Origin of the sequence: Pseudomonas bohemica, assembly GCF_002934685.1 — a bacterium.
GTDB lineage: Bacteria > Pseudomonadota > Gammaproteobacteria > Pseudomonadales > Pseudomonadaceae > Aquipseudomonas > Aquipseudomonas bohemica.
On the sequence record NZ_NKHL01000118.1, the window covers coordinates 168757 to 195485 of the forward strand.

The window sequence follows — 26729 nt, forward strand, 5'->3', positions numbered from 1 at the left end:
TTGCCGGATATATCGTGCCGATGTCTGCCCTTACCTTGTGGCTGAATAACTTCACCCCGCTCCGCACGCCCCATACTCGCGTCTATCTGTCAGGCCAAGCGGTATCGATGATCGGCATCTGGTTGCAGCAGACCGCCATGGCCTTGCTGGTGTATCAGTTGTCCGGCGGCCAGGCGTTCGCACTGGGCGTCAGCGCGTTGTGCTCCAGCGTGCCGATTCTACTGTTGAGCCTGTTTACCGGGGGTTTGGCTGACCGCTACGACCGGCGCACCCTACTGATTGGTTGTCATGTGCTTGAAATTGGCCTGACCTTCGTCATCGCCGCCATGATCCAGGCAGAACAGGTGCAATTGACCCACATCTACCTGTTTGCCTTCCTGATGGGCTGCGTGAACTCGGTTTACTTCCCTACGCAGCAAGCTTTCCTGTTCGATCTGGCGGGAATGGACAACATCCGCAAGCTGATCAGCATCAACTCGATGATTCTCAACGTGTGCCGCACGCTGGGGCCGACGCTGGCCGGGTATCTGGTGGCACAGGTGGGCATGTCGGCGGCGTTCTGGGCCAACGGGTTCTCCTACTGGGTGGTGATCTTCTCGCTGCTGTCCCTGCGCTCGGTCAGTCAGGGCCGGCCTCACGGGCAAGGCCAGGCATCACTTGGCGCCGCTCTGGAACACATTCGCGACACGCTGACCTTGCGCAGCATTTATATCTGCTGCGCGACGCTGACCATGTTCGGCCTCGGCACCCTGGCGCTGATGCCCGCCGTGGCGTCAGGCAATCCGCAGCGCACGGGGCTGCTGCTGGCTGCAGCGGCGTCCGGCTCGCTGGTGTATGCGGTTTTTCTGTCACCGGTAATCAGCCACATCAAACGCATGGGCCTGACGCTGTCGTTGACGCTGATCTGGATGGGCGGCTGGCTGATCGTCAGTGCATTGAGCAGCTGGCTGGTCTTGCAGTTGATCGCATTATTCATGTTCGGCCTGGCGACGTCCCAGGCGATGGTGACCTGCACCAGCATGGTTCAGATCCTGTCGCCCCCGGCCATGCGCGGGCGTTTGATGGGCTTGTTCAGCATCATCGGCTTCGGCCTGCAGCCGCTGGCGACGATGATCGGCGGCTACCTGGCCGATCGTTTGGGGGTGACCACCACCATTGCCTTGTGGGGTCTGGTGGCGATCACGATTGCCAGCCTGCTTTTGGCACAACCGCAATGGCGCGGCTGGAACCTGGCAAAAGATAGGTCTGGTGGTGAGGTGTAGGAGCAAGGCTTGCGGGAGGCACCTTTCAAGTCGCCACCGCCGGCAAGCCGGATTGCTGCAACGATTGCGGGACAATCGGAGGGAATACCCGTGGAAGCTGGCTTGCTGACGAAGGCGGCGAATCAGGCCGCACGTCTGTCGCTGATCCACCGTAGCCACCAACAGCCCGCCCTCACGGAACACAGGTGATCGATCAAACCCGGGATTTGCGTCCGGCGAACGGGTGGCTCGGGTCGTTGTAGCCTGGCGTCGAGGAATGGCCGGTAACGACCAAATCGTCGATGAACGCCTCGTCTTCAGCGGTAAACGCGTAATTGAGCGCCGGAACATAGTCGTTCCATTGCTCTTCGGTGCGCGGGCCAGCGATCGCCGAGGTGATCAACTGGTTGTTCAGCACCCAGGCCAGGGCGAACTGGCCCGGCGTGATACCACGGGCCTGAGCGTGATCCTTGACCCGTTGTGCCAGATTGAGCGATTCAGGACGCCATTCGGTCTGTTGCAGACGCTTGTCGTTGCGACCGGCACGGGTGCCTTCGGACGGCGGCTGGGTCGGATCGTACTTGGCAGTCAGTACACCACGTGCCAGCGGGCTGTAGGACACCACGCCAATGCCGTAGTATTCGGCGGCCGGCAGGTGCTCGACTTCAATCTGACGGTTGGCCAGGTTGTACAACGGCTGGCTCGCAGCAGGACGCTCCACGCCCAGCAGATCGGCTGCCCGACTGAATTCGGCGAGTTTCCAGCCACGGTGGTTGGACAGCCCGTAAGAGCGGATCTTGCCTGCGCGAATCAGATCGGACAGCGCGCGCACGGTTTCTTCCACCGGCGTGGTGTGGTCTTCACGGTGCAGGTAGAACAGGTCGATGTACTCGGTGTTCAGGCGCTTGAGGCTCGCATCCACCGACTGAATTACATTGTGGCGCGACGCACCGCGGTCGTTCGGGCCGATGGCGCCAGGGTTGGGATTGACGAACTTGGTCGACAGTACCCATTGCGCACGACGATCGGCGATCAGGCGCCCGACCACTTCCTCGGAAGCGCCGCCGTTGTAACCGTTGGCGGTGTCGATGAAGTTGATGCCCTGCTCATAGGCTTTGTCGACAATACGTTTGGCCACGCTCTCGTCGGTCTGTCCGCCAAACATCATGGTGCCCAGGGTGATAGGCGAAACCTTGATGCCGTTGCGACCCAGATTTCGGTATTCGATAGCGCTCATGTTCACTCCCTTAATTGATCTTTCATCGTTTTTGAAACAACCGTTGTTGAAACATCACAGTCAAACCGCGAATCGCGATAGCAACATGGCCACCGGCAGTTCCTGCCAGGCCGAATTCGAATAGGGCACGGCCTCCTCCTCGGCCAGCGCATAGCGCGGCACGGGCACGGAGCCGATCAGCTTGCGGGTGTAGTCATGCCGGGCGTTTTTCCAGATGCCGTCATGGGCGCCCTCCTCGACGATCTTGCCGTCGTGCATCACCAGAACGCGGTCGGCCATGTACTTGACCACCGACAAATCGTGGGAAATGAACAGATACGACAAGCCGAATTCCTGCTTGAGGTCCGCCAGCAGGTTAAGGATCTGGGCGCGCACTGATACGTCCAGTGACGATACGGCTTCATCGAGGATGACCAGCGACGGCCGCAGGATCAGCGCGCGAGCGACACCGATACGCTGGCGTTGCCCACCGGAGAACTCATGGGGGTATTTCCACACTGCCGATTGCGGCAAACCAACCCGATGGATGATGTCGAAGATCTGCTGGCTGCGGCTCTGCGCGCTTTTCACGCCGTGATTCTTGAGCACGCCATCAAGAATCCGATAGACACTGTGCTTGGGATTCAGCGAGCCGTACGGATCCTGGAACACCATCTGTACGAACGGCCGGTGAGCGCGCAGCTGTTTTTCATCAAAGCCGGCGATATTGGTGCCATTGAGCAGAATCTCGCCGGAACTGGACTTGATCAACCCGAGAATGGTCTTGCTCAGGGTGGACTTGCCACAGCCCGATTCTCCCACCAGCCCGAGGGTTTCACCGGGGCGGATCTGGAACGACACGTCATCGACTGCCGTCACCGGGCCCTGGCTGGTCTTGTATTCAGTGCGCAGGTTGCGAACGTCGAGAATCGGCTGATCGAGCGTGCCACTGCTGGCGTCGCGAGCGGTGAAGTAACGGGCATGACTGTTCAAATCGAATTCGATGATGCCGCTGTTGTTCTGGCGAACGTTGATCTCGGGCAGCGACGCCGTGGCGTAATGCGATTCGGTGTCCAGGCGCAACGATGCCCCCAGCAACCCCTTGGTATAGGGGTGTTGCGGCGCTGTGAAAATGGCCTCTGTGGTGCCGGATTCGACGATCAGCCCGTCGTACATCACCGCCACCCGATCCGCCCACTGCCCGACCACACCCAGATCGTGGGTGATCAGCAACAGGCCCATGGCGTATTCCTCGCTCAGGTCCTTGAGCAATTGCAGGATGTGCGCCTGCACCGTGACGTCCAGCGCCGTGGTCGGTTCGTCGGCGATCAGCAACCTGGGGTTGCAGGCGACCGCAATAGCGATCATCACCCGTTGACGCTGGCCGCCGGAGAGGTTGTGGGGAAAGTCGTCCAGCCTTCCTTCAGCGTTGGGAATGCGCACCTTCTTCAGCAGTTTCAAGGCTTCGACCCTGGCGTCCTTGCGCGACAGCCCGCGATGCCGACGCAGCACCTCGCCGATCTGCTCACCGATAGTCAGCACCGGGTTGAGCGAGGTCATCGGGTCCTGAAAGACCATCGAGATTTCGTTGCCGCGCAGGCTGCGTATCACCGGATCACTGACGGTCGACAGGTTCTGGCCGTCGAAATCCACGTTACCGCTGATGCCGGCACGCCCGCCCAGCAGGCGCATGATCGCCATGGCAGTGGTGGATTTGCCGCAGCCCGATTCGCCCACCAGCGCCAGGGTTTCGCCTCGCGCCACCTCGAAGCTGATCCCCTTGACGGCCTGATAGTCGCCGTAATTGACGCGCAGATTGGAAACGCTCAGCAGCGGCTGACCCTGGTCATCAATGTTGGCTACAGCATTCATGCCGTTCTCCCACGCAGTCTTGGATTCAAAGCGCTGATCAGAGCGTCGCCCACCAGATTCAGGCTGAACACCGTGATCACCAGAACCGCTCCGGGAATCGCCGTCAGATAAAGCGCACTGCGCAGCATGTCGCGACCGGTGCCTATCATGCTGCCCCAGCTGATTTTATTGGGGTCGCCGACACCCAGGAACGATAGCGACGACTCGGTAAGAATGGCCGAAGCGACGATGACCGAGGCCGTGATGATGATCGGTGGCAAGGCATTGGGCAGCACTTCACGAAAGATAATCCAGCGCGTGCTGTAGCCGACGGTCCGTGCCGCCAGTACGAAATCAGCATTGAGCAGCGCACGAAACTCCGCGCGGACCAGTCGGGCGACGGTGTCCCAGGAGGTCAGGCCGACGACCACTGCGATGACGCCGATGGTTGATTGAGTAATCGACACCACCACCACGACCAGTAGAAAGGAAGGCGTGGTCTGGAACAGCTCGATCAGCCAGGTCAATGTGCGGTCGACGCGGCCGCCGAAATACCCGGCCAGCGCGCCGATCAATGTGCCGATCACCACACTGACCAACGCCGCAGTAACCCCGACCAGCAGCGAAACCCTGGCGCCGTGGGCCAAGCCAGCGGCGATATCGCGGCCCAGAGCATCGGTGCCCAGCGGGAAATCCCAGTCTTCGCCCGGCGTCAGCAAGGGTTGACCGGCCATGTCCAGGGGATCCCCCGGGTAGAGATGACCGGCCGCCAGCGCCACCAGCACGATCAGTAGTAGCACCCCCAGGCCCGCCACCGCGCCCGGTGAGCGCAGCAATGCGCGCAACACCGGCCAGCGGCTGCGCGATCGCGGCTCGGCGTCAGCCAGGTCTTCGTCATCTGCCATTGGGTCTTTTGCAGAGGCCGCGAAACGCCCGAGCAACGAACTGCCCAGTTGCTGGCGCCATGAGCTGTCAGGCAGCCTTGCCGGCGCCGCGTACGGCCGTTGCAGGGCGGCGGTGGGTTGGGGTGCGGTGAGATCGGAAACCGGTGTGTTGGACATGATTTCAATGCCCCTTTGTCCGTGAGGCGATCCGCGGATCGAGCCTGGCGTGGAGCAAGTCCACCAGAATGTTGGCCACGATTACGATGAACGAGGACAGCAGCAGAATGCCGAGCAGTACCTTGTATTCCCGGGCTTGCACCGCTTCGAGGGTCAGGCGCCCGATGCCTGGCCAGCCGAACACTGTTTCAGCCACCGCCGCGCCGCCCAGCAAGCCGCCCAGATGCGTGCCGGCCACAGTCGTCAGCGGCAGCAATGCGTTGCGCAACACATGCCGCCAGGTGATGCGCCAGGGTGTCAGGCCCTTGGCGTTGGCGGTGCGCACGTAATCCTGAGTCAGCACTTCGAGCACCGACGCACGGGTCAATCGCGCATAGATGGCAATGAAGAAGCTGGAGAGGGTCAACGCCGGCAGGATCGCGTAGTGCAGTTTGTCGACGAACTTGTCGACCCCCACCAGCCCCGCGCCGATGGTGCCGTCGCCGCCGCTGGGCAGCCATTCCAGCTTGACCGCGAACAGCACGATGGCCATCAGGCCGATCCAGAATCCTGGCGTGGAATACAGGATGAACGCCAGCGACGACAGCACGCGATCCGGCCATTTGCCATTCCACAGGGCCATTACCACTCCGAGCGCGACGCCGACCACCAGCGAAATCACCAGGGCCAGCCCCATCAGCAACAGGGTGTTGGGCAGGCGCTGGGTGATGACATCGAGCACCGGGATGCCATAACGCGGCGAATCACCGAGGCTCAGGTGCGCCAGCTGATTCACGTAATCGCCGAATTGTACAAGCGACGACTTGTCCAGCCCGTATTGCTGGCGCAGCAACGCGCTGGTTTCTGCCGAGGCCGATCCCGCTTCGGCGGTCAGCGCGTCGACGGCATCACCCGGTACCATCTGCAAGAGTATGAAGTTGAGAACGATTACACCGACGGCTGTCGGAATGGCACGAAACACTGAACCGCGAAAGCCTGTTTGCAGGCGACCGGTTAAACGCTGGTAGAAAGTACGGACCGACATCGAGTTCTCTATAAACAATCGGATTGAACGAGGACTGTTTCAACGGCCAACACTAATACAGCAATTCTCCCGGCCCAACACCGCATAAAAAGTTCTAAACTTATTATCGCGTCGGTAATGAAAACTGAATTTAAAGTTATAAGACCAACACTTGAATCACGTGGAATAACTCCGCTAGTCTCGCCATTCGATTCTGACGCCCAACAGAATATCGCCTCGCTTTTCATTAGATCGTCACTCACTTAGATCGCCACATCAATCGCCGCGCAGAACCCCTGTCGCCGAATCGTGGTTGCGCGCGTTCCTCCCGCAAGTGTATTGAAGGTGCAGCATGTCGTTGAACAGAAGGACGTTTCTCAAAGACTCCATGATTCTGGCCGCCGCTGCCGGGTTGTCCAGCCACGCTTCGAGCATCTTTGCCGCTGTTGACGGCAATCAGACGCTGGTGGTCTCGCAGTTCCCGGAACCCACCGTGCTGACCAACGCGCTGACCACTGACGGCACTATTTATACGGTCACCAGCAAGCTGTTCGACGGGTTGCTGTCGTACGATGCGCAACGTCAACCGGTGCCCCGTCTGGCCAGCGACTGGCAGGTCAGCGCCGATGGGCTGGTTTACACCTTCAACCTGCGTCCCGGCGTCACCTGGCATGACGGCAAGCCGTTCGGCGCCGAGGACGTCGCGTTTTCCCTGCAGAACATCTGGCGCAAATTCAATTCTCGTGGAATCACCACATTCGCGCCGGTCATCAAGGTCGAGACGCCGACCCCGCTGCAAGTGGTGATCACCCTATCGACGCCCGCGCCCTACCTGCTCAGCGCGCTGTCGTCGACCGATGCGCAGGTACTGCCCAAACACCTCTACGACAGCGGCAATCCGCTGACCAACCCCAACAACATCAAACCCATCGGCACCGGGCCGTTCAAATTCGAGCGCTGGGACCGCGGCGTGTCGATCAATCTGGTGAAGAACGAGCAGTATTGGGACCAGGGCAAGCCGCACCTGGACAGCCTGATCTTCCGCATCATTCCCGACCTCACCGCCGCGTCGGCTGCTCTGGAAACCCAAGCGGTGCAGCTGGCCTCAGTGGCGCTGAGCAACGTCAAGCGCCTGCGCGGCGTGCCGCAATTGCAGGTCAGCGAAATCAGCGCGCCCTATTCGCCGGGCCTGGTGGGGTTCGAATTCAATCTGGAAAAGCCGGTGTTTCAGGACGTCCGCGTGCGCCAGGCATTTGCCCATGCCGTTGACCGGGATTTCATCGTCAAGAACATCTACTTCGGCTTTGCCCAGCCCGCCTACAGCGCTATCCCCGCAAGCATGAGCGACTTCTACGACGACAGCGTGCCGCGCTACCCCTTCGATCTGGAAAAAGCCGAAGCGCTGCTTGAAGAAGCGGGCCTGAAAAAAGGCGCGGACGGGGTGCGCCTGACCGTGTTCAACGACCCCAACCCGGCCAACGAAACGCTGCAGATCGCCCATTACCTGCGCAGCAATCTGGCGAAGATCGGGGTCAAGCTGGTAATCCGCTCACAGGACTTCCCCGAGTACGTCAATCGCGTCTACACCCGCCGCGACTTCGACACCACGCTGATCAGCGCCACTGCCGGCCCTGACCCGGTGATGGGCACTCAGCGCTTTTATCAGTCGTCGAACTTCAAGCCCGGTATCGCGTTTTCCAATGGCTCGCGCTACGCCAACCCACGGGTCGACGAGCTGCTCGACCAAGGTCAGGGCGAAGTCGATCCGGCCAAGCGCAAGGCGTTGTATGCCGAGTTCCAGCAGATAGTGCTCAAGGACCTGCCGAAGATTCCCCTGGTCTCGCCGACGGTCGTAGTGGTCACGCAAAAGCGACTCAAGGACTTCTTCAATTCCTCAGAGGCGCTGTACGGCAACTTTGCCGATGCTCGCTATCAGGCGTGATGCTGCGCCAGCCGGCTCACCCATGCTCCCAAGGACCAGGACCACATTCATGACCGACACATCGTTCGCCCGACAAGCCTTGCCACACACCCAGCTCTGCGAACGCAAGGTGACCGCGCCCAGCCGGCCGGCGCACGTCATCAGCAGTGAAGGCGAAGCGGTGGAAACGGCCGAACGCCTGGCCGCCGCCTTCAGGCAGAACGCCCAGACCCGTGACGTCGAGCGGCAATTGCCGTGGCAGGAGTTGGATGATTTCGCCCAGAGCGGTCTGTTGGCGATCAGGGTGCCTCGCGAGTACGGCGGCGCGGAGGTTTCGTACCGGACACTGACCCAGGTGGTTGCGATCATCGGTGAGGCGGACGCTTCGATCGGGCAATTGATGCTGAGTATTATCCTGGCCTGCAGCGTGATCGAAGCGGTTGGTCGTCCGGAACAGAAAGCGCTGTTCTTCGGCAAGATTCTCGAAGGCTATCGCTGGGGCAATGGCCACGCCGAAGGCGGCAGCCTGCCCGCTGGCACCACGCGCACGCAGATTACTCGCGAGGGCGATCACTACCGGGTCAATGGCTCGAAGGCCTACTCCACCGGCGCGTTGTTTTCGCAGCTGATTTCCATCGGTTGCGTGGATGAAAACGGGCAGTCGAAAACCGCTGTACTGGATCGATACGCACCGGGCCTGACCATCGTCGACGACTGGGATGGCTTCGGCCAGCGCACCACCGCCAGCGGGACGCTGTTGCTGGACAACGTACGCGTGGAGGACAGCCATGTGCTGGACACCGAACAGGGCAAGGTCAGCGCCAACACCTATGGCATTCCCGATTTGTTCCACAGCGCGCTGGACCTGGGCATCGCCCGCGCGGCGTTTGGCGACACCCTGGAGTATGTCAGGGAGCACGCCCGACCCTATGCGCGGACCGGCGTGACAGCGGTGGCGGAAGATCCTTATGTGCTGGAGATCATCGGGGATCTGCACACGCGAATTCATGCCGGTGAAGCCGTGCTGGAAAAGGCCGCCGCGCTGTTCGATCAGGTGACCGCCGAGCAAGGCCCGGGGCCGTCGGCCAGGGTGTCGTCGGCACTGGCCACCGCGAAGATTCTCACCACCGAAGCCGCGCTGCTGGCCAGCAACAAGCTGTTCCAGCTCGGCGGCGCCAGCTCTACGCGCCTGGAATACGGCTACGACCGCCACTGGCGCAATGCCCGCACCCACACCGTCCACGACCCGGTGGCGTGGAAATTCAATCTCATCGGGAAATTCCATTTGTTGGGCGGTTGATCCAATTCCCTGCAGGAGCGCGCTTGCACGCGAATGGCCGGTGCCGGCGATACGAGCGCGGCACGACAGCCATCGCTTCGCGGAAAGCGCCCCTACACCGAGATCGCGGCGTCAACTGAAAATCCGTCGTCATTGCTGAGGGATCAACACGACCAAAAAACCACAGCCAATCAAGCCGCCAACACAACACCCAAATCTGCCAGGCCCAACCCGCCAGCGTCGAACCATTACTGCACACACAGTGAAGAATGCAGAGGCAATACCAGGCACACATCCGATGTCTTCATTCCATTCCAGGCGCCACACCCTTGGCGTCGTTTTATCGGTGGGCGCAGCCGGTCTTGCGCCGATCGATACCGCCAAAGCTGAAACCGACTATGAGAAGGATCGACTCGAAACGGTGGTCGTGACCGGCTCCCGTGTCGAAACCACCGCCCTGAAGGCCCTCGCCCCCGTGCAACTGATCAAAGGCGATGCGTTGCGCGCCACCGGCGCCAGTGATCTGCGTCGGGCCTTGTCCCAGGTGGCGCCCTCATACATCAACATCAACAGCAATGGCGGCGCCCTGTCGAAGAACGTCGGTGGATCCTCCCTGCGCGGCTTGTCCGGCAATCAGGTGCTGGTGCTGGTCAACGGCAAACGCCGTCATGGCACCTCGATGATCAACAACAGTGGCGGCGCGACGCTGGGCTCTTCCGCCGCCGACCTGGGGCTGATCCCCATCGCCGCGGTAGAACGAGTCGAAGTACTGACCGATGGCGCCGCCGCGCAGTACGGCTCGGACGCGATCGCCGGGGTGATCAACGTCATCCTCAAGTCGGCCTCGTCCGGTGGCTCGGCGGCCGTCTCCTATGGCGAGTACAACCACGATGTGTCCAAGGTCGGCAACCTGGGTGATGCCGGCGCCACCTACAACGGCGACCTCAACTCCGGGTTTGCGCTGGGTGAAAACGGCGGCTTCGCCAACCTGAGCCTGTCGTACCTGAAGACCGGCGACAGCCACACCGTTGGCCCGTGGAAGCAACCAACGCAATCGATCTGGCAGATCTACGCCGCGCCAAACGATCCCCGGGAAGCGACGGCCAATCGCAATGTGCCGGAAAACTACGAAGTCGTGCCGATCCAGGAAAGCGCCAGTTTCGCCTACAACATCGGCCTGCCGCTCGACGACAATCTCTCGCTGTATTCCTTTGCCACCTATGCCCCGCGCACCTCCGAAGCCAAGGGCTCGTTCCGCTCGGAAACCAACGCCACCGCCAACGTCATCACCACCCCCGGTGGCTACAGTTCGCGCCTGCAGACCAAGGAAGAAGACCTGCAGCTGAACCTTGGCATCAAGGCCGAGGACATTCTGGGCTGGAGCTGGGACGCCGGGCTGAGCTACGGCCAGAATCGAGCGGACATCAACATCCTCAACACCACTAACCCGTCGTTCGGCGCGCTGCTGCCGCTGCAAAACATGCACGCCGGGGACCTGAAGTTCAGCGAAAGCATTCTCTCGCTCTCCGGCCAGCGGGTATTCGACACAGGCCTGTTCGCCGACCCCCTGAACGTGACCATCGGCACCGAATACCGCTACGACACGCTCGAACTGGGACCGGGCGAGTATTACTCCTATGCCGGCGGCGGCTATCGCTATCCCGACGATTACCCTGCGGTCAATCTGCGCGCAAAGCTGGCCGGTGCCGGCTCGGCGTTCCTCACCGGGTTCAGCCCACAGTTCGCGTTCGACGAAGCGCGGCATAACACAGCCTATTACATCGATCTGGCGCAGAAGCTCACGGCCAAGTGGGATACCGGATTTGCCGTTCGTTATGAGGACTATTCGGACTTCGGCTCGGCCGTGGCCGGCAAGTTTTCCAACCGCTATCAGTTCAACGAGCAGGTCGCGGTGCGCGGCACTTTGAGCAATGGTTTTCGCGCGCCGTCGCTGGCAGAACAGAATTACCAGAGCGCGACGGTGCAGCCGGTCAATGATCCGATCACCAATACCTCGTACATTTCCTATTACTACGACACCCTGCGCCCGGACTCGCCCGCCGCTCAGGCGCTGGGGGCCAAGAAGTTGAAACCGGAGAAGTCGACCAACGTCAGCTTCGGCCTGGTGTTCACTCCCACAGACCGGCTTTCAGCGTCGGTGGATGTGTACCAGATCGATATTCGCGACCGAATTTTCCTCACCGGGGCATTCAACGGTTTCAACAACGCGGCAGTCGCCCAGGCGCTGACCAATGCCGGGCTGACCAGTCAGCAACAAGTGCGCTACTTCACCAACTTCGGCGACACCCAGACCCGCGGGATCGAATTCAAACTCGACTACGACGCCGATTACGACCAGTACGGCCGCGCCCATTGGGCCTTGTCCTACGCGCGCAACAAGAACGAAGTGAAGAGCGTCGATGACCCGGCGGTGTTGACCAACGCCGGGCTGAGCCTGCTCGACCGCGAGCGCATCACGCTGCTGGAAGAAGCACTGCCGCAGAACATCGTCCGCGCGGCGCTGGATTGGCAGCTGGGCAAATTCCAGGTGCAACTGACCGAACACTACTACTCGAAAACTCGCGCGGTGAACAACGTGCTCAACCGCGCCCAGGACTCGACCACCAGCGACTCGTTCATCACCGATGCCGCGATCAGCTATCTGGTGACCGACAACATCAAGGCCACCCTGGGCGCCAACAACCTGTTCAATAAACGCCCGCCGAACCAGCCCGATAGCCTCGCCTCGACCATCAACCACGAAGACCCATACGCCAACCGCAATACGCCGTATGGGATTGGTGGGGGCTTTTACTACGCGCGGGTGAGTTATGACTGGTGACGGTCCACGCCTGCGCAGAACCTCTGCAGGAGCGTGCTCGCTCGCGAATGGCCAATTCAAATGACCCATCGCGGCGCGGCAGCCACCACATCTCGGGCGAGCGCGCTCCTACAGGTGTCGAGATCGCCGCGTTGACAATGCAGTAACCGGATCAACCGACAACGACAGGAAATCGATACGCATGGCCACAAGACGCACCTTCCTAAGCTATTCCCTGGCCTCAACCGCCATTTATGGCCTCTTGGGCCAGCGTTTTTCCTTCGCCGACAGTGCCGCAGGCACGCTGATCATCGCGCAGTATCCCGAGCCCACGGTGCTCACCACGGGCCTGACCACGGCGCCTGCCACGCAGCTGATTTCCCCGAAAATCTTCGACGGTCTGCTCTACCTCAGCCCCGACAACGGCCCGCAGCCGCAACTCGCCGAAAGCTGGACGTTCAGCCCGGACGGTTTGCAGGTGACGTTCAAGCTGCGCCCCGGCGTGCTCTGGCATGACGGCAAACCCTTCACTTCTGCGGACGTCGCGTTCTCGGTGTTGCAAGTCTGGAAGAAGTACAGCTCCCGCGGCCGCTCGGCGTTCCCCAATGTGCAAAGCGTCGACAGCCCCGATCCATTGACCTCGGTATGGAACCTGTCCAAACCCACGCCCTACCTGCTCAGCGCCCTCAACGCGCGAGACTCGCAAGTCTTGCCGCGCCATCTGTACGAAGGCAGCGACATCCTCAACAACCCGGCCAACACCGCGCCGGTCGGCACCGGTCCGTTCAGGGTCAAGGAGTGGGTGCGCGGTAACTACCTTACCCTCGAACGCAACCCCAACTACTGGCAACCGGGTAAACCGCTGCTCAACCAGGTGATTTATCGCTTCATCGCCGACCCGTCGTCGGTCTCCGCCGCACTGGAAACCGGGGCCGTTCACGTGGCCTACGCCGACACCCTGTCCAACAGCGAAATCAAGCGGCTGAAAACCAACCCGGCGTTGACCATCCACGACCGCCTCAACACCTACGGCGGCACCGGCATCATGGCCCTGGAGTTCAACCTGCAACGACCGGAATTTCAGGATCTACGGGTGCGTCAGGCCTTCGCCCATGCCATCGACAAGGAGTTCATCCTCAAAAACATCCTGCTGGGCCAGGGCACCACGGCCGACTCGCCTATCCCGAAAAATTTCCCGCAGTTCTACAGCGCCGATGTGCCGCAGTATCCGTTCGACCTGAAACGCGCCGAGGCCCTGCTGGAAGCTGCTGGCCTGAAGAAAGACAAGGACGGCATTCGCCTGCGCATCAAGAACGATCCCAGCCCGTCGGCGGTTTACCAACAGACCGCAAACTTCCTGCGCAGCACTTTCGCCAGGATCGGTATCAAACTGGAAATTCGCAATCAGGATTACGCCCAGTTCATCGACCGGGTGTATAGCCGTTACGACTTCGACACCAACTTGTCCCCCGCCTCTACCGCGCCTGATCCGGCCATCGGTCTGCAACGTTTTTACTGGTCGAAGAATATCCAGTCGGGCGTGGCGTACTCCAATGCCACGCACTATGTGAACAGCGAAGTCGACGAGCTGCTCGAACAGGCGCAGGTGGACAACGACCCCAGGCATCGTTGGGACCTGTATCACCAAGTGCAGCGCAGGGTGCTGGAGGACCTGCCGCGCATTCCGATCATCTCCACCGAGGATGCGTTGCTGGCGCGCAGCAACGTGGTCAATCTCACCGACTCAACCGGCGGCGGCTTCATCGGCAATTTGTCAGCGGTGCGGCTTGGGTAAAGTGCTGCGCCAGGGCTAAAGAAATGAGTCCCCGCTAGCGGGGCACCAGTTGGCGCAGAGCGTGGGCCTTGACCAGTAGATCCAGCAGTTGCCGCAGATCAGCATGGGCGATACCCGGTAATTGTTGGAGCTGCTGGTCCAGCTGCTCAAGGCTGAACGCTGTCACTCGTCCGTCGATCCAGGCGATTGCCGACAACAGCGCGGCGGGGATTTCGGTATCGAGGGTGACGCGTTCGCGCCAGTCCTGATCCAGGGCGTGGACCTGCAGACGCAGTCTCGCAGGCGCGCCAATAGCCGGCTCCAGCCAGGTGATTCGTGAACCCGGTACACGCAGCAGGTCAGTGGTTTCAACCGCGGGTGCCGAACTCCAACTGAGGATTGGCGCTTCAGCATCCTGGGTCAGCCGTTGCGCCAGCTCACCAAGCAAGGGTTTCAATGCAACGCTGTGTTGATCCCGGTCGCCGTACAAAGGCCGACGCCAGCGTGCATCGCCCAGCAACCAGGGTTTGAGCCAGCCCAGCAAAGCGTCCGCGAGTACCGGCGGGCGTATGACGATGCTCAGCGACAGCGAAGGCTCCTGCGCTTCGGTACGGTGCCATGTGCCGCGCGGCAGATAAAGTACCGACCCCGGTTGCAGGGTATGAATTGAAAAATTGGCGTCGGTCGTGTCGGGGAAGCCCTCACGCGCCTGCTCGTACAGGTTCTCGACAGCCACCATCTCCGGGCCGAACTGCGCGCCGTAGGGGTGCTCGATCTGGGTCATGGGCGCGACATGGAACGTCTTGCGACCCAGCAGTTGAATGGAAATCACCTCTTCGGCGTCGTAATGACAGGACACGCCATCGTCGCCGGATGAAGCGAAAGCACTCAGACGGGCGCTGCCAGCGACCACCCCCAGTTCCACTTCCAACTGCCGCAGGAAGGGGACCGCGCCCGGCACACTGCCCGCGACATCCTGAAAGAACACCGTCAGCCCCAGCTGCAGCAGGCTGGCGGCATTGGCGTTGCTGTCGAAAGTCTTGGGGGAACGCAGCCCTCGCCCGAATGACAGGCGCCCGCGGTAACGGTCAGCCAGCTGTTCGACATTCTGCAGAATCGACTGCTGAAACAACGCGGGCAGACGTGCCGGATCGCCGTGATCAATGCGTACTTCGGACGGCCAGCCAGCAACGAAAGCGGTCGCAGCATCCCCGAATAGCTGATCGAGCAGACTCGGCTTAGGCATGACGGGACACGGCATGGCGGGCCACGGCGGCGCGCACCAACGGGATGACGTCGCGGCCGAATGTCAGCGTATCCGGCACCGGATCGAACCCCCGAATCAGGAATTTGTTCACGCCAAGCTTGTGGTACTCCAATAGCGCATCGGCCACCTGCTGCGCGGTGCCGACCAGGGCGGTGGAATTGCCATGGGCGCCGGTGACCGCTGCGAACTCGGTCCACAACCTTTGATCCAGCACTGCGCCTTGCTCTGCCGCATCACGCAGTCGTTGCGAACCGACGTTTTGATGCAACACGGGGGCTGCCGGATACTTGGCCTTGGCAGCGGCCAGTAGCTCGCGACTGCGTGCCCAGGCGGCTTCTTCGGTGTCGGCCACCAGGGGACGAAAGGCCAGGAGGAAATCGATCTGATCCTCGCGCCCGTAGCGTTGCGCAGCCTTGCGCACGTTGGCGATGGTTTCGGCGGTCTGCGCCAGCGACTCGCCCCACAGCGCGTACACCTCAGCGTGCTGGCCGGCGACGTCGAAAGCGGCCTGGGAAGACCCGCCGAAGAAGATCGGCACGCCAGCGCTGAGCCACGGTTTAACGGTGGAAAGCGCACCTTTGACCCGGTAGTAATCGCCCTGATGATCGAACGGCTGCTCGCTGTGCCAGACCCTCTTGACCACCGTCAGATATTCGGCCGTACGGGCATAGCGTTCGTCATGCTCGAGAAAATCCCCGTCGCGCTGCTGATCGACATCCGTGCCACCACTGATGATGTGGACCGCCAAACGGCCCTCGCTGAACTGATCCAGGGTCGCCAGCTGCCGCGCGGCAACCGTCGGCGCCACGAACCCCGGCCGATGGGCGAGCATGACGCCCAATCGCTCGGTGTTGTGCAGTACGTAGGCAGCGATCTGGTTGTTGTCCGGCCAGGTAGCGAAACTGCCGATCAGCAGGCGGTCAAAGCCGTTGGCCTCGGCGGTGTGCGCCATGTGTTGGATATAGGCCTTGTCGATCACCGGCCCGCTGGCCTCGATGACTTCCGCGCCGCTGCGGCTACCGGTGTGTCCGATGAATTCGAGGGTCATGGTTTGCTCCTGATGAGATATTGATTGATGAGCGCCATTCAAACGCAGACCCGCAGCACACAGGTTTCTGGGCCCCTGATTACCCGGCGACCCAAACCCTGTGGGAGTGCGCTTGCTCACGAAGAGTCCAGTGGATTCGCTGCATCGTTAGCGCCTGAAAGTCATTCTTCGTGAGTAAGCTCACTCCCACAGGTCATCCATCGCAGGCAAGAGCAGTTTCTGGTCAAGCTCACAGACGCAGCCCGGCCTCTTTGAGCAACGGCAAAATGCGTTCGCCAAAATGTTTGAGGTCCTGCGCGAAGTCATGGAAATTCAACTGCACGCCGTCGATCCCGGCCGCTTTCAAGGCCACCAGTTGCTCGACCACCTGTTCGGGAGTGCCGACGATTTCGATGTTGCCACCCAGCCCCAGCCCTGTGTTGCGTGAGCCTTCGGCGCGGCCGCGCCAGGCGTGGGCATCGCTGGCGTAGGATTTGTGGTTACCGAACGAGCCGGGAATCTTGTTGCCGATGATGCCTTCCAGGTATGCGCGGGTTTCTTCTTCGGTGTCACGGCTGACGATGATCGGATTGATGATGGTCCTCACCTCACGCCCGAACTGCCGCGCTCGGGCCTTGATTTTCTGCACGTGGGCCGGGATGTCTTCCAGGGTTTCGCGGATGCCGGAGCCAGACGAATTGGTGATGAAGATCAGGTCCGACTGGCTTGTGGCGAAGTCGATCCCGGCCTCTGAACCGGTCGCCGTCACCAGAATCGGCCGGCCATACAGCGGCTTGGGCGTGATGTAGCCGTCCTTGATCCTCCAGCCGTGCTGACCTTCGTAGGTGAAATTCTCGTTGCTACTCCACAGGGTGTTCAGCACGTCGAACAGCTCGCCCGCCAGTTGGTAGCGCTGGTCATGCTCGATCTGCGGACGGCCGAACATCTCGTGCTCTACCGGACGATGCCCGGTGACGATGTTGATACCCCAACGGCCCTTCGCGATGTGGTCCAGGGTCGCACCGTATTTGGCGATGTGCAGCGGGTGCAACGGGCCGTACAGCACGTGAATGGTCGACACCAGCAGGATGCTCTTGGTGATCGCCGCCATCGCGCCGAGGGCGATGAACGAATCCAGCGAAGCCTCGCCGTCATAGCCGCCCTTGGGCAACCATTGCGTGCGACTGAACGCCAGTTCGAAGCCCAGCGCTTCGGCCTGCTGCACGATCTGCGCGTTGTAGTCGAAGGTCCAGGTGTTGGATGTCGGATGGTTGGTCAGCCGGATGTCCTGCATGTTGAGGAACACGCCCAGCAACAACGGCTGCTTGAGGGCTTTGCTGAGTGGGCTGTCAGCGTGATCGGTCGGGCTGGGAAATGCCGAGCGTTCAAACGTGGGGTTGAGCTGTGCTTGAGCCATTTCGGTTTCCTTTTTTCCAGGTGATTGAAAGGCTGGGCCGTCGGGTCGGACGCGTACCGACGGCCACCGGGGTTACCAGAAATAATCGAGTCGTGCGTAGTAGTAGCCGCCATCAACACCGTACGGGGAGTACCAGCTGTAGGCCGGGCTATCGACCGGGAACAGGTAATACTGCTTGGCCTGTTGCGAGAGCTGCTCGGGGCGCTCGTTGAAAATGTTCAGGCCGCCCACCGACACTTTCAGGCTGTCGCTGACGTTGAACCCCACGTCCAGATCGGTGATGAACGCCGGCTTGATCTTCTCGTCGCGGTTTTCGTTGTAGTAGCTCTTGCCGGTGACCGCCGAATAACGGGTTTCTTTGAGTGAGACCTCGAAGTCGTCGATGTACCAGGTGTGTTGCAACGCGGTCTTGTTCTTTGGAAACGCGGTTTCCAGGTTGCCCTGTTTGTCGCGCCCGAGTACGGACACCCCGGTCCCGGCCAGCGAGTCCGGTTCCTTGATGCTGCGGATTTCCTGCAATTGCTGAGTGCTGGTCAGCGTCCACTTGCCACGCCCCCAAGGGCCGTAATCGGTTCGGTAGTCACCCACCAGATCGATGCCGCGGGTGCGGGTGTCGGCCAGGTTGCCGTAATACGAAACGGCCTGGCTGGTGCTCAGCCCGGCGGCGGCGAGCAGGTTTGCGACGTTGGGATCGTTCAGACCACTGAGGGAGCTGGTCTGCAGGATGCGGTCCTTGATGTCGATCTGGTAGAAGTCAACCGACAGATCAAGGTTCTTCGATGGGGTTGCGACAAAACCGACGCTGTAGTTCTGCGATTTCTCTGGTTTCAGCTCCTTAGAGCCCAGCGCCACGGCAGTCGCTGAACCGGGCACCGCATAGTTGGTGACCTGCTGCTGCAACTGGCCGGTGATCGGGCTGACACCCCAGGCCGAAGTGCTCGATGAAAAGTGCTGCTGTTGCAGCGACGGCGCACGGAAGCCATTGTTGACCGTACCGCGCACGGCGAAGGTCGGTGTCAGCTGATAACGGGTCGAGAGCTTGCCGCTGGTGGTGTCCCCAACATCGCTGTAATGCTCGTAGCGCCCGGCCAGGCTCAGCTCCCATTTGTCGGTCAGCTTCTGGGTGAAGTCGACATAGCCTGCTGTGTTGCTACGATCCCAGCTGCCTTCGGCCGCCGGGCTGAACCCGCCCCAACCGGCAGAACCTGAGTTCGGGCGCTTGCCCGCGTTAGGCGAACCAACCGGGTACACATAGCCGCCGTCGGCATACGACTGATATTCGCCCTTGCGAATCTGATAACTGTCTACGCGGTATTCGATCCCGGCGCCGACATGCAACGGCTCCTTGAACAAGCCAGTGTCGAACGCCTGGGTGATGTCCAGGTTGTTGGTCCACTGACTGAAAATCGCCTCGCCGTTGTCGAAATCGGTCTTGCTGTCCGGGCCGAACGAAGCGTTGAGCGAGTCGTCATTGTGCAGGTGTAGGTCGTTGCGGCCCCAGCTGCTCGACAGGTCCCAGTCCCAGCCCAGAACATCCTGGCCCTTGAGGCCGAACACGCCCTGGAAGTCGTCCTCCACTGAGCGGAACTTGGGCTGGAAACCGTCCGGGTAGATCTCGGGAACGTTCTGTGCCGACACCGCGGTGCGATAGGTACCGAAGCCTGTGGAATCTCGGTGGCTAAAGGTCGAAAACGAGTAGAAATCCAGGTCGTCGTTAAGCGGTAGATCCAGGTTGTAGGAGGTGTTGTAGGTCTGCACCCGCGGCTGACCCATGGTCTGCCGATATCGGCTCTCGCCATATTCGCGTGGATCGTTGCCGGCGTAGATTTTGGTGCGATCAGGCACGGCGCCCGCGGCGTTGCTGGTTTCCTGAATCTTGATGTCGGCGCTGAGGTTGAAAAAACCTTCGTTGGGCAACTCGAAACCCTGGTTGACCGAGGTCTGGCCGGTAGCGCCGTAGAAACCCTTGTGCCCTTCCCGCTCGCCATATTGGCCATACAGCGCAGTGGCCTGGCCGCCGCTCTTGTTGCGTTTGAGGATGATGTTGATCACCCCGGCAATGGCATCCGACCCATATTGCGCCGCAGCACCGTCGCGCAGCACTTCGATGTGATCGACCGCAGCGACCGGAATCAGGTCCAGGTCCACCGGCGATTGGCCGTTGGAGGTGGCTGAGGACTGATGGAAGATCTGCGCCGTGTTGTGGCGGCGCTTGCCGTTGACCAGCACCAGCACTGCGTTGCCACCCAGACCACGCAGGGTCGCGGATTTAACCGCGATCCCGGTCGCACCGGTGAAGCCTGCGTCGTTGGTATAGGAAGGCACTTGCGCGGCGAGGGCGTCGCGCAGGTTCTGCTTGCCCGAACGCGCCAGGTCATCGGCGCTGATCACGTCGATGGGCGCCAGGCTCTGGGCCACGGTGCGTTTTTCGGCGCGCGAACCGGTCACGACCACTGTTTCCAGTGCGTCCTCGCCTTTGCCCGATTGTGCAGAGTTCTTGGCCGCGGTGTCGTCGGCAAACGCTGCTGCGCTGCCACACAGCGTCATCACGCCAATGGACACCATCAACGCGAGTGGTGAGCGAGGGGTATTGATATGAGCATTCATGCGACTACCTGCAAAATCAATTTATTGCTGGCGTGGTGGATGTTCCTGGCCATCTAACAAGGATTATGAAGAGCGGTACCTGGTGGGGTCTTGCGCGTGAAGGTTCTCATGAACCCTTTACAACGGGTTGGACGCTTCCCTGTCCGCGTACAACTAAAATACCAACCCTTCACGAAGGTGAGTGGTCGTTCCATTCAAACAGTAATCGCCCACGACCCGCGCTTTGTGCAACAGCGGATTGTGATTCAACACCGTGCGAATATTGCGCCAATGGCGATCGAAATTATATGTGCGCGAAGTCGCCGAGCCACCACCTACTTCAAACAGCACTTCAGCGGAACGCAGGGCAAGTTTGGCGACCACTACTTGCATCTGGGCATTGCTGATGGAGCCGTTAATTAACTGTTGATCAAGTGTTGATTCAGCAGCAACGGCTGTTTGCGTCGCAGCGGTTGTATTTGCAACAGCGAATAACACCAGCGAACTTTCGTTGAGCACGCGCGCGGTATTGGCGATCAAGGCATCCACGGCATAGGTATTGGCGGCGATTTCACCCACCACCTGCTGAACGAATTGATCGTCACGGGCAATGTCTGCCGGGCTGTGCATGGCGGCGCGAGCCTGTTTGCGTACGTATTCCACGGCGTCCTGACGAATGTTACGAACCACCCCGGCCGCGCAGGCCGCCAGGTGCAATTGGCGCAGGCTGGAGCAGTGACGGCCCACGTCGGCGTTGTGGCTGCGGGTCTTGATTTCGTTGGGGAAGACTTCGACGTTATCCAGCAACACGCCGCCACTGGCGGTCAGACGCTGGCCCATGCCATCCCAGTCATCCAGCACGTTGATACCGGGGCGGTCGGCGGGCAACAGCACGCTGATCATCTTGCCGCTGTCGTCGGTGGCGGAAAACGACAGGAAATCGGCGTAGGCAGAGCCGGTGGCGTACCACTTCTTGCCATTGAGGCGATAGTTGTCGCCGACCCGATTCAGGCGCGTCAGGATGGTGCCCAGCGGCGCGCCGACTTCGGTGTGGGCACCGGCGAACAGCTTGCCGTCGAGGATCTTGGCGATGTAGTCGCGTTTTTCGGCGCTGTCCGGGCTGTGGATCACCGCTTCGCTGAAATTGAAATGCGAGCGCAACGCATGGGCAACGTTAGGGTCGGCGCTGGCCAGGGTGGTGATGAATTCGATGTAATCCTGAACCGCGCCGCCCGGCCCGCCCAATTCACGAGGGATGCGCATCGCACCCAGGCCGGCTTCGCGAATCAGCGCAAAGGCAGCGAAAGGCAGTTCGCGCTCAAGATCGCGCTTTGAAGCCTCTTTGGCCACTTCTTCCACCAGCGCGGGAATTCGTGCCAGCACACGCGCCAAAACATCAACGGATGAAGTTTCCTGTCGGACTGAACCCGACTCAATGGAATGATTGAGCGCCACACTTGCCTCATCTAACCAATCAAGAAAAAGTACCCTACCGCTTTGGGCAGACCGTATAACTTTCCGGTATAACCCGCGTGTATCCCAACTGATACCGTCACAGCTGGCCGACAGTAATCATCCATCGGTAAAGCGTCAATCGCGGACACTTGAAGGACGTATATCTTTTTTATCTATGCTTAGCGTGCTTGTGTGCATAACCTTATTACTTTTTCATTCATTGACAAAGGTTATAAGCAAATAGTTAATAGCTCCGCATCAGACGGAATCAATTAATGAAGATATTGCTGACACTCGGCGGCGCACTCTGGCGTGCGCTGTTGCATACCTTGCCTACCCTGTTGGGCATTCTTTTGATCAACTTCCTGCTCTTGCAACTGGCCCCCGGCGATGCGGCGGATGTCATGGCGGGAGAATCCGGTTCGGCCACTCAGGAAAGTCTTGCGGCGCTGCGCAGTCAGTTCGGGCTGGATCAGTCGATTCCGATGCAACTGTGGCATTACCTGAGCAATCTGGCCCATTTCAATCTGGGCTACTCGCCGCGTTACGGGGCCTCGGTGCAAGCGCTGATCGGCCAGCGTCTGGGCACGACGCTGACGCTGATGCTGCTGGCGCTGCTCTTCTCGCTGTTGCTGGGCATTGCCCTCGGCATGCTCATGGCCAGGTGGCAAGGGCGCTGGCCGGACCGCGTGCTGTATGTCTGCTCGCAATTCTTTTATTCGGTACCGGGGTTCTGGATCGGTCTGATGCTAATCGTAGTGTTCTCGGTCAAGCTCGGCTGGCTCCCAACGGGTGGCTCCGGGACCATCGGCGCTGACCTGCATGGCTGGCCGGCGCTGTTCGACACGCTGCGTTTCATGGCCCTGCCCGCCAGTTCCCTGGCCTTGATCTACATCGCGATCTACGCCCGTTTGACCCGTGCCTCGATGCTCGAAGCCGGCGCTCAGGATTACGTGCGCACCGCCGAGGCCAAGGGCCTCTCGCCCTGGGCCATCACGTTCAAGCATGTGCTGCGCAACGCCTTGCTACCGATCACCACCATGGCCGGGCTGCACTTTGGCGGCATGCTCGGTGGCGCGGTGGTCATCGAAACGGTGTTCAGCCTGCCGGGACTTGGTCGTCTGGCGTATGACGCGGTAATGGCACGGGACTACAACGTACTGCTGGGCATCCTGCTGATTTCTTCGCTGCTGGTGATCATTACCAACGTGCTGGTCGACTTGCTGCAAACCTGGCTCGACCCGCGCATCCGGAGCCGCCGATGAACGCCCGGCGCAGCCCTGCGCTGCGACGCTTGTTGCGTAACCCTACGGCGTTGGCCGGGTTGATTTTCCTGATCGCGATCACGCTGCTGGCAGTGTTCGCGCCGCTGCTCTACCCCGGCGATCCACTGGGGATGGAAGCCGATGCCTTGCTATGGCCGGGCCAGGACTGGCATTACCCGCTGGGCACCGATGCATTGGGTCGCGATGTGATGGCCGGCGTGGTGCATGGCGGTCGGGTGTCGTTGCAGGTAGGGATTCTGGCGAGCCTGTTCGGTGTCTTGCTCGGTCTTGCCATCGGCGCGGTGGCAGGCTACTTCGGCGGCAAGGTCGATTACGGCCTGCAGCGCCTGATCGAGATCTTCCAGACCATGCCCAGCTTCGTGCTGCTGGTGGCGCTGGTGGCGATCGTTCAGCCTTCGGTGCCGACACTGATCTTCGCCATTGGGATAATTTCCTGGCCAACGGTAGCGCGGTTGGTGCGCGCCGAGGTGCGTTCGATCCGCGAGCGCGAGTACATCCTCGCCGCTCGCAGCGTCGGCTACAGCCATCTGCGCATCATTGCACATGAGGTGCTGCCCAACATCCTGCCGACGCTGATCGTCACCGCTTCGATCATGGTCGCGTCCGCCGTGCTGATGGAGTCGGCGCTATCGTTCATGGGCCTGGGCGATCCCAATCAGGTGAGCTGGGGCAGCATGATCGGCAGCGGCCGCGAGCAGATCCGCACCGCCTGGTATCTCACGGCGATTCCCGGCCTTGCGATCTTTCTCACCGTGCTCGCCTTCAACCTGATCGGCGATGGCCTCACCGACGCTTTCAACCCCACGCGCGACCGGGCCTCTAAGTGACCCGCACCTTGCCCTTTGACGGAAACCCATCATGAGCCTGACTCGACGCCAGTTGCTGGTTTACGCCGGCGCCACGACCACCCTGCTGCAACTGAGCCCACGTTTTTCCTTCGCCGACGAGCCGCCCGTGCGCGGCGGCACGCTGAGGATGCACATCGCCATCGAGCCACCGATCCTGGTCAACCTGACCCACACCGCCGGTGCCACGGTCTATATCGCGGCCAAGGTCACCGAAGGCTTGCTGACCTACGATCTGGACCTCAATCCGCGGCCGCAACTGGCCACCGCCTGGACCGTCAGCGATGACGGCCTGGAATACACTTTCAGCCTGCGTGAGGGCGTGAAATGGCACGACGGCCAGGACTTCACCGCCGATGACGTGGTGTTTTCCCTGCAGACCCTGAAGGCCTCCAACCCACGGGGTCGAGCTACCTTTGCCAACGTCGCGAGCGTGACAGCGATCAACCCGCATCTGGTGCAGCTCACACTCAGCAAACCCGCGCCGTATCTGCTCAAGGCCCTGGCGGCCTGTGAATCGCCAATCGTCGCCAGGCACGTCTATGGCGACGCCCGCCCGGAAACCCACGCCAACGCCACCGCGCCCATCGGCACCGGGCCGTTCGTATTCAAGGAGTGGGTGCGCGGCAGCCATGTGATTCTGGAACGAAACCCCAACTACTGGGATGCACCCAAGCCGTATCTGGATCGCGTCATCGTGCGTTTCATCGGCGACTCGGCCGCCACCGTGGCGGCACTGGAAGCCGGGGAAATCGACATCTCCACCGGCGGCGTCCCCCTCAGCGACATTGAGCGTATCAAGGGCAATCCGCGGCTGAGCGTCGATGATCGCGGCGAACCCTACGTCAACAGCATCACCCGAATCGAATTTAACTTCGATAACGCCTATCTGCAGAAGCACGAGGTGCGTACGGCCATTGCCCACGCCATCAACCTGGACTTCATTCGCAAGACCATCTTCCTCGGTTATGGTAAGCCGCTGTATGGGCCGATCAGCCCGGACATGAAGAATTTCTACAGCCCTGACCTGCCACGCTATGCGTTCGACGTGGCCAAGGCCAATCAGTTGCTGGACGAGGCCGGGCTGGCGCGGGACGGCAACGGTGTGCGTTTCAAGCTGACGCTGGACCCATTGCCAGGCCCGGAGACCTATCGGCGCACGGCGGATTACATCAAACAGGCGCTGGCCAAGGTCGGCATTCTGGTGACCTTGCGCTCGCAGGATTTTGCGAGCTATGTGAAACGGGTTTATACGGACCGGGATTTTGATTTCACGCTCAATGGCATGAGCAATTTGTTCGATCCGACGGTGGGCGTGCAACGGTTGTATTGGTCGAAGAATTTCCAGCCGGGCGTTCCGTTTTCCAATGGTGCGCATTACAGCAATCCCAAGGTTGACGAATTGCTGGAGGCCGCTGCGGTGGAAACCGATGTGCAGAAGCGTTTTGCGTTGTTTGCACAGTTTCAGAAGCAGGTGGTTGAGGACTTGCCGGACCTCGGCGTGCTGACGTTGGTGAACCCGGTGGTTTACGACAAGCGGGTGAAGGATTTCTTTGTCGGGGCAGAGGGGCTTGGGAGCAACGGGGCGCAGATTTATATAAAGGGGTGAGCTGGGAATTGCGCTGTTCTGAGGCGCCGCTTTCTGGGGAATATATCCGTATCTAGTGTCGTGCTCTGATATGGGTTCTGCCTGACGGCAGCAACGTTTCGACTGCGTCGACTTACCTGGAAAAGCCGGAATACCGGACCATCCAAGTAACCTAGGGTGCTTGCTCCCGGCTGGGTCCGACGTAGTCCGATTCCCTCACTCCGGCGACGCTCCGTGCGCCCGCCCCAAGTCGCGATGTATGTCGTCTTTACTTGTGTGCAAGAAGATCAAAAGCAGGAGCAGAATTTGAACATCAGCGCTGTACCTGTGGGAGCTTCTGGAGGTTACGACAATGGCGAAATCGGAGTGTCAGGCAACTTATCTTTAATTGATCCACCGCATTCGCTGCCGTCGTCACCTCCGACGTCTCCTACAGGCTCTGTGTCGTACTAGGATTTTGCGTTCGCCCCCCCCCCCCTGCAGCACGGCTTGCTGGCGACAGCGATTTCAAAGGCGCCATTGCCGCAAGCCGGACTGCTACAGGATCGCATGTACCTCAAGGATTGAGATTCGGCATCAGAAGATGCGAAGAGCGTTAGCTCCAACCCGCCAGGCTTTTGCTTTTCATGCGTGGTACAGACGACACAAATCGCGACTTGGGTGCAGGCCGAACGCAGGTGGCGATGAGCGTCGCCTACGTAAGAAAACCGAGGGAGTCGAGCCAAACCAGCAGCAACTGGTTTGGTTACTTTCCGAAAAAAGTGACCCGCTGTAAGCGAACCTTAAATCGCCGTTACCGCAGCAATGGATATGCGCGCGAATTCCAATGCCCGGCTCCAAAAAAAACAGGCTGCCCTCTGCCTGAGGAACAACCTGTAAAAATCTAAAATCGCATAGGCCGGTTTAGCCGTCGGCTGGCGCTAGACCGCACGCCTCTATTTGGCCGTTATCACCGACAACTTGGTAATCCCGGCTTTCTCGATCGAGGCCATGGCCCGGGCCACTTCGCCATAATTCACGCCGTTGTCGGCCTGCAATTGCACCCGCACGTCGGCGTTCTTTTCCTTGGCCGAACGCAGGTTGGTCTCCAG

The 26729-nt window shown here is 60.6% G+C and carries 17 protein-coding genes and 2 pseudogenes; 9 read left to right on the top strand and 10 right to left on the bottom strand.

The genetic code is table 11. From position 1 onward, the window contains the following. Nucleotides 1–20 precede the first annotated feature (20 nt). Nucleotides 21–1262 (top strand): MFS transporter, encoded by a 1242-nt coding sequence (locus CE491_RS23730; protein WP_199885232.1) that lies wholly within the window; start codon nt 21–23, stop codon nt 1260–1262. 193 nt (nt 1263–1455) lie between these two features. Here CE491_RS23730 and CE491_RS23735 read toward each other — a convergent pair whose 3' ends face one another. From CE491_RS23735 to CE491_RS23750, 4 genes are read right to left on the bottom strand one after another with little or no spacing between them, the layout of a single operon-like run. Beyond that, nucleotides 1456–2478 carry an aldo/keto reductase gene (locus CE491_RS23735; protein ID WP_110950767.1) on the bottom strand — a complete coding sequence of 341 codons (1023 nt, stop codon included), beginning with the start codon at nt 2476–2478 and terminating at the stop codon, nt 1456–1458. A gap of 60 nt (nt 2479–2538) precedes the next feature. After that, the gene (locus CE491_RS23740; RefSeq protein WP_110950768.1) at nt 2539–4329 is read right to left on the bottom strand and encodes an ABC transporter ATP-binding protein; all 1791 of its coding nucleotides are present in this window, start codon (nt 4327–4329) and stop codon (nt 2539–2541) included. Next, a complete protein-coding gene (locus CE491_RS23745) occupies nt 4326–5369 on the bottom strand; it encodes an ABC transporter permease (protein WP_110950769.1) in 1044 nt (347 codons plus the stop codon). The genes CE491_RS23740 and CE491_RS23745 overlap by 4 nt, the downstream gene beginning before the upstream one ends. Nucleotides 5370–5373: 4 nt before the next feature. Next, nucleotides 5374–6393 (bottom strand): ABC transporter permease, encoded by a 1020-nt coding sequence (locus CE491_RS23750; protein ID WP_110950770.1) that lies wholly within the window; start codon nt 6391–6393, stop codon nt 5374–5376. 331 nt (nt 6394–6724) lie between these two features. On the opposite strand from CE491_RS23750, the gene CE491_RS23755 reads away from it, so the two are divergent. The 4 genes from CE491_RS23755 to CE491_RS23770 all read left to right on the top strand — a co-directional run bounded on the left by CE491_RS23755 (nt 6725) and on the right by CE491_RS23770 (nt 14188). Then, a complete protein-coding gene (locus CE491_RS23755) occupies nt 6725–8314 on the top strand; it encodes an ABC transporter substrate-binding protein (RefSeq protein WP_110950771.1) in 1590 nt (529 codons plus the stop codon). Nucleotides 8315–8363: 49 nt separating this feature from the next. Next, entirely contained in the window at nt 8364–9593 is a 1230-nt protein-coding gene (locus tag CE491_RS23760; RefSeq protein ID WP_199885233.1) for an SfnB family sulfur acquisition oxidoreductase, read from the top strand. A gap of 277 nt (nt 9594–9870) precedes the next feature. Then, the gene (locus CE491_RS23765; protein WP_110950773.1) at nt 9871–12414 is read left to right on the top strand and encodes a TonB-dependent receptor plug domain-containing protein; all 2544 of its coding nucleotides are present in this window, start codon (nt 9871–9873) and stop codon (nt 12412–12414) included. Nucleotides 12415–12595: 181 nt separating this feature from the next. Further along, nucleotides 12596–14188, top strand: a complete 1593-nt coding sequence (locus tag CE491_RS23770; RefSeq protein ID WP_110950774.1) for an ABC transporter substrate-binding protein — start codon at nt 12596–12598, stop codon at nt 14186–14188. Between the two features lie 34 nt (nt 14189–14222). Here CE491_RS23770 and CE491_RS23775 read toward each other — a convergent pair whose 3' ends face one another. From CE491_RS23775 to CE491_RS23795, 5 genes are all read right to left on the bottom strand, one after another. Then, nucleotides 14223–15413: a JmjC domain-containing protein gene (locus CE491_RS23775; protein ID WP_199885234.1), complete on the bottom strand. Its 1191-nt coding sequence runs from the start codon at nt 15411–15413 to the stop codon at nt 14223–14225. Further along, entirely contained in the window at nt 15406–16482 is a 1077-nt protein-coding gene (locus tag CE491_RS23780) for an LLM class flavin-dependent oxidoreductase (RefSeq protein WP_110950776.1), read from the bottom strand. The genes CE491_RS23775 and CE491_RS23780 overlap by 8 nt, the downstream gene beginning before the upstream one ends. A 229-nt stretch (nt 16483–16711) precedes the next feature. Beyond that, nucleotides 16712–17878 carry an LLM class flavin-dependent oxidoreductase gene (locus tag CE491_RS23785; protein ID WP_110950777.1) on the bottom strand — a complete coding sequence of 389 codons (1167 nt, stop codon included), beginning with the start codon at nt 17876–17878 and terminating at the stop codon, nt 16712–16714. A gap of 72 nt (nt 17879–17950) precedes the next feature. Beyond that, on the bottom strand, nt 17951–20485 hold the full coding sequence (locus CE491_RS23790) for a TonB-dependent receptor plug domain-containing protein (protein ID WP_234407668.1): 2535 nt from the start codon (nt 20483–20485) through the stop codon (nt 17951–17953). Nucleotides 20486–20638: 153 nt separating this feature from the next. Then, on the bottom strand, nt 20639–21847 hold the full coding sequence (locus CE491_RS23795) for an acyl-CoA dehydrogenase family protein (RefSeq protein ID WP_199885235.1): 1209 nt from the start codon (nt 21845–21847) through the stop codon (nt 20639–20641). 347 nt (nt 21848–22194) lie between these two features. Here CE491_RS23795 and CE491_RS31335 point away from each other — a divergent pair. The 4 genes and pseudogenes from CE491_RS31335 to CE491_RS23810 form a co-directional block, all read left to right on the top strand. Continuing rightward, nucleotides 22195–22425, top strand: a pseudogene (locus CE491_RS31335) (ABC transporter permease); the annotation flags it as partial. 189 nt (nt 22426–22614) lie between these two features. Beyond that, a pseudogene (locus tag CE491_RS31340) lies at nt 22615–23184 on the top strand (ABC transporter permease); the annotation flags it as partial. Beyond that, the gene (locus tag CE491_RS23805; protein ID WP_110950780.1) at nt 23181–24032 is read left to right on the top strand and encodes an ABC transporter permease; all 852 of its coding nucleotides are present in this window, start codon (nt 23181–23183) and stop codon (nt 24030–24032) included. The pseudogene CE491_RS31340 and the gene CE491_RS23805, both read left to right, overlap by 4 nt. A 31-nt stretch (nt 24033–24063) precedes the next feature. Then, nucleotides 24064–25659, top strand: a complete 1596-nt coding sequence (locus CE491_RS23810; RefSeq protein WP_110950781.1) for an ABC transporter substrate-binding protein — start codon at nt 24064–24066, stop codon at nt 25657–25659. Between the two features lie 914 nt (nt 25660–26573). On the opposite strand, the gene CE491_RS23815 is transcribed toward CE491_RS23810, so the two are convergent. Then, nucleotides 26574–26729: ExbD/TolR family protein (locus CE491_RS23815; RefSeq protein WP_199885236.1), on the bottom strand; the 156-nt coding region annotated here is incomplete at its 5' end.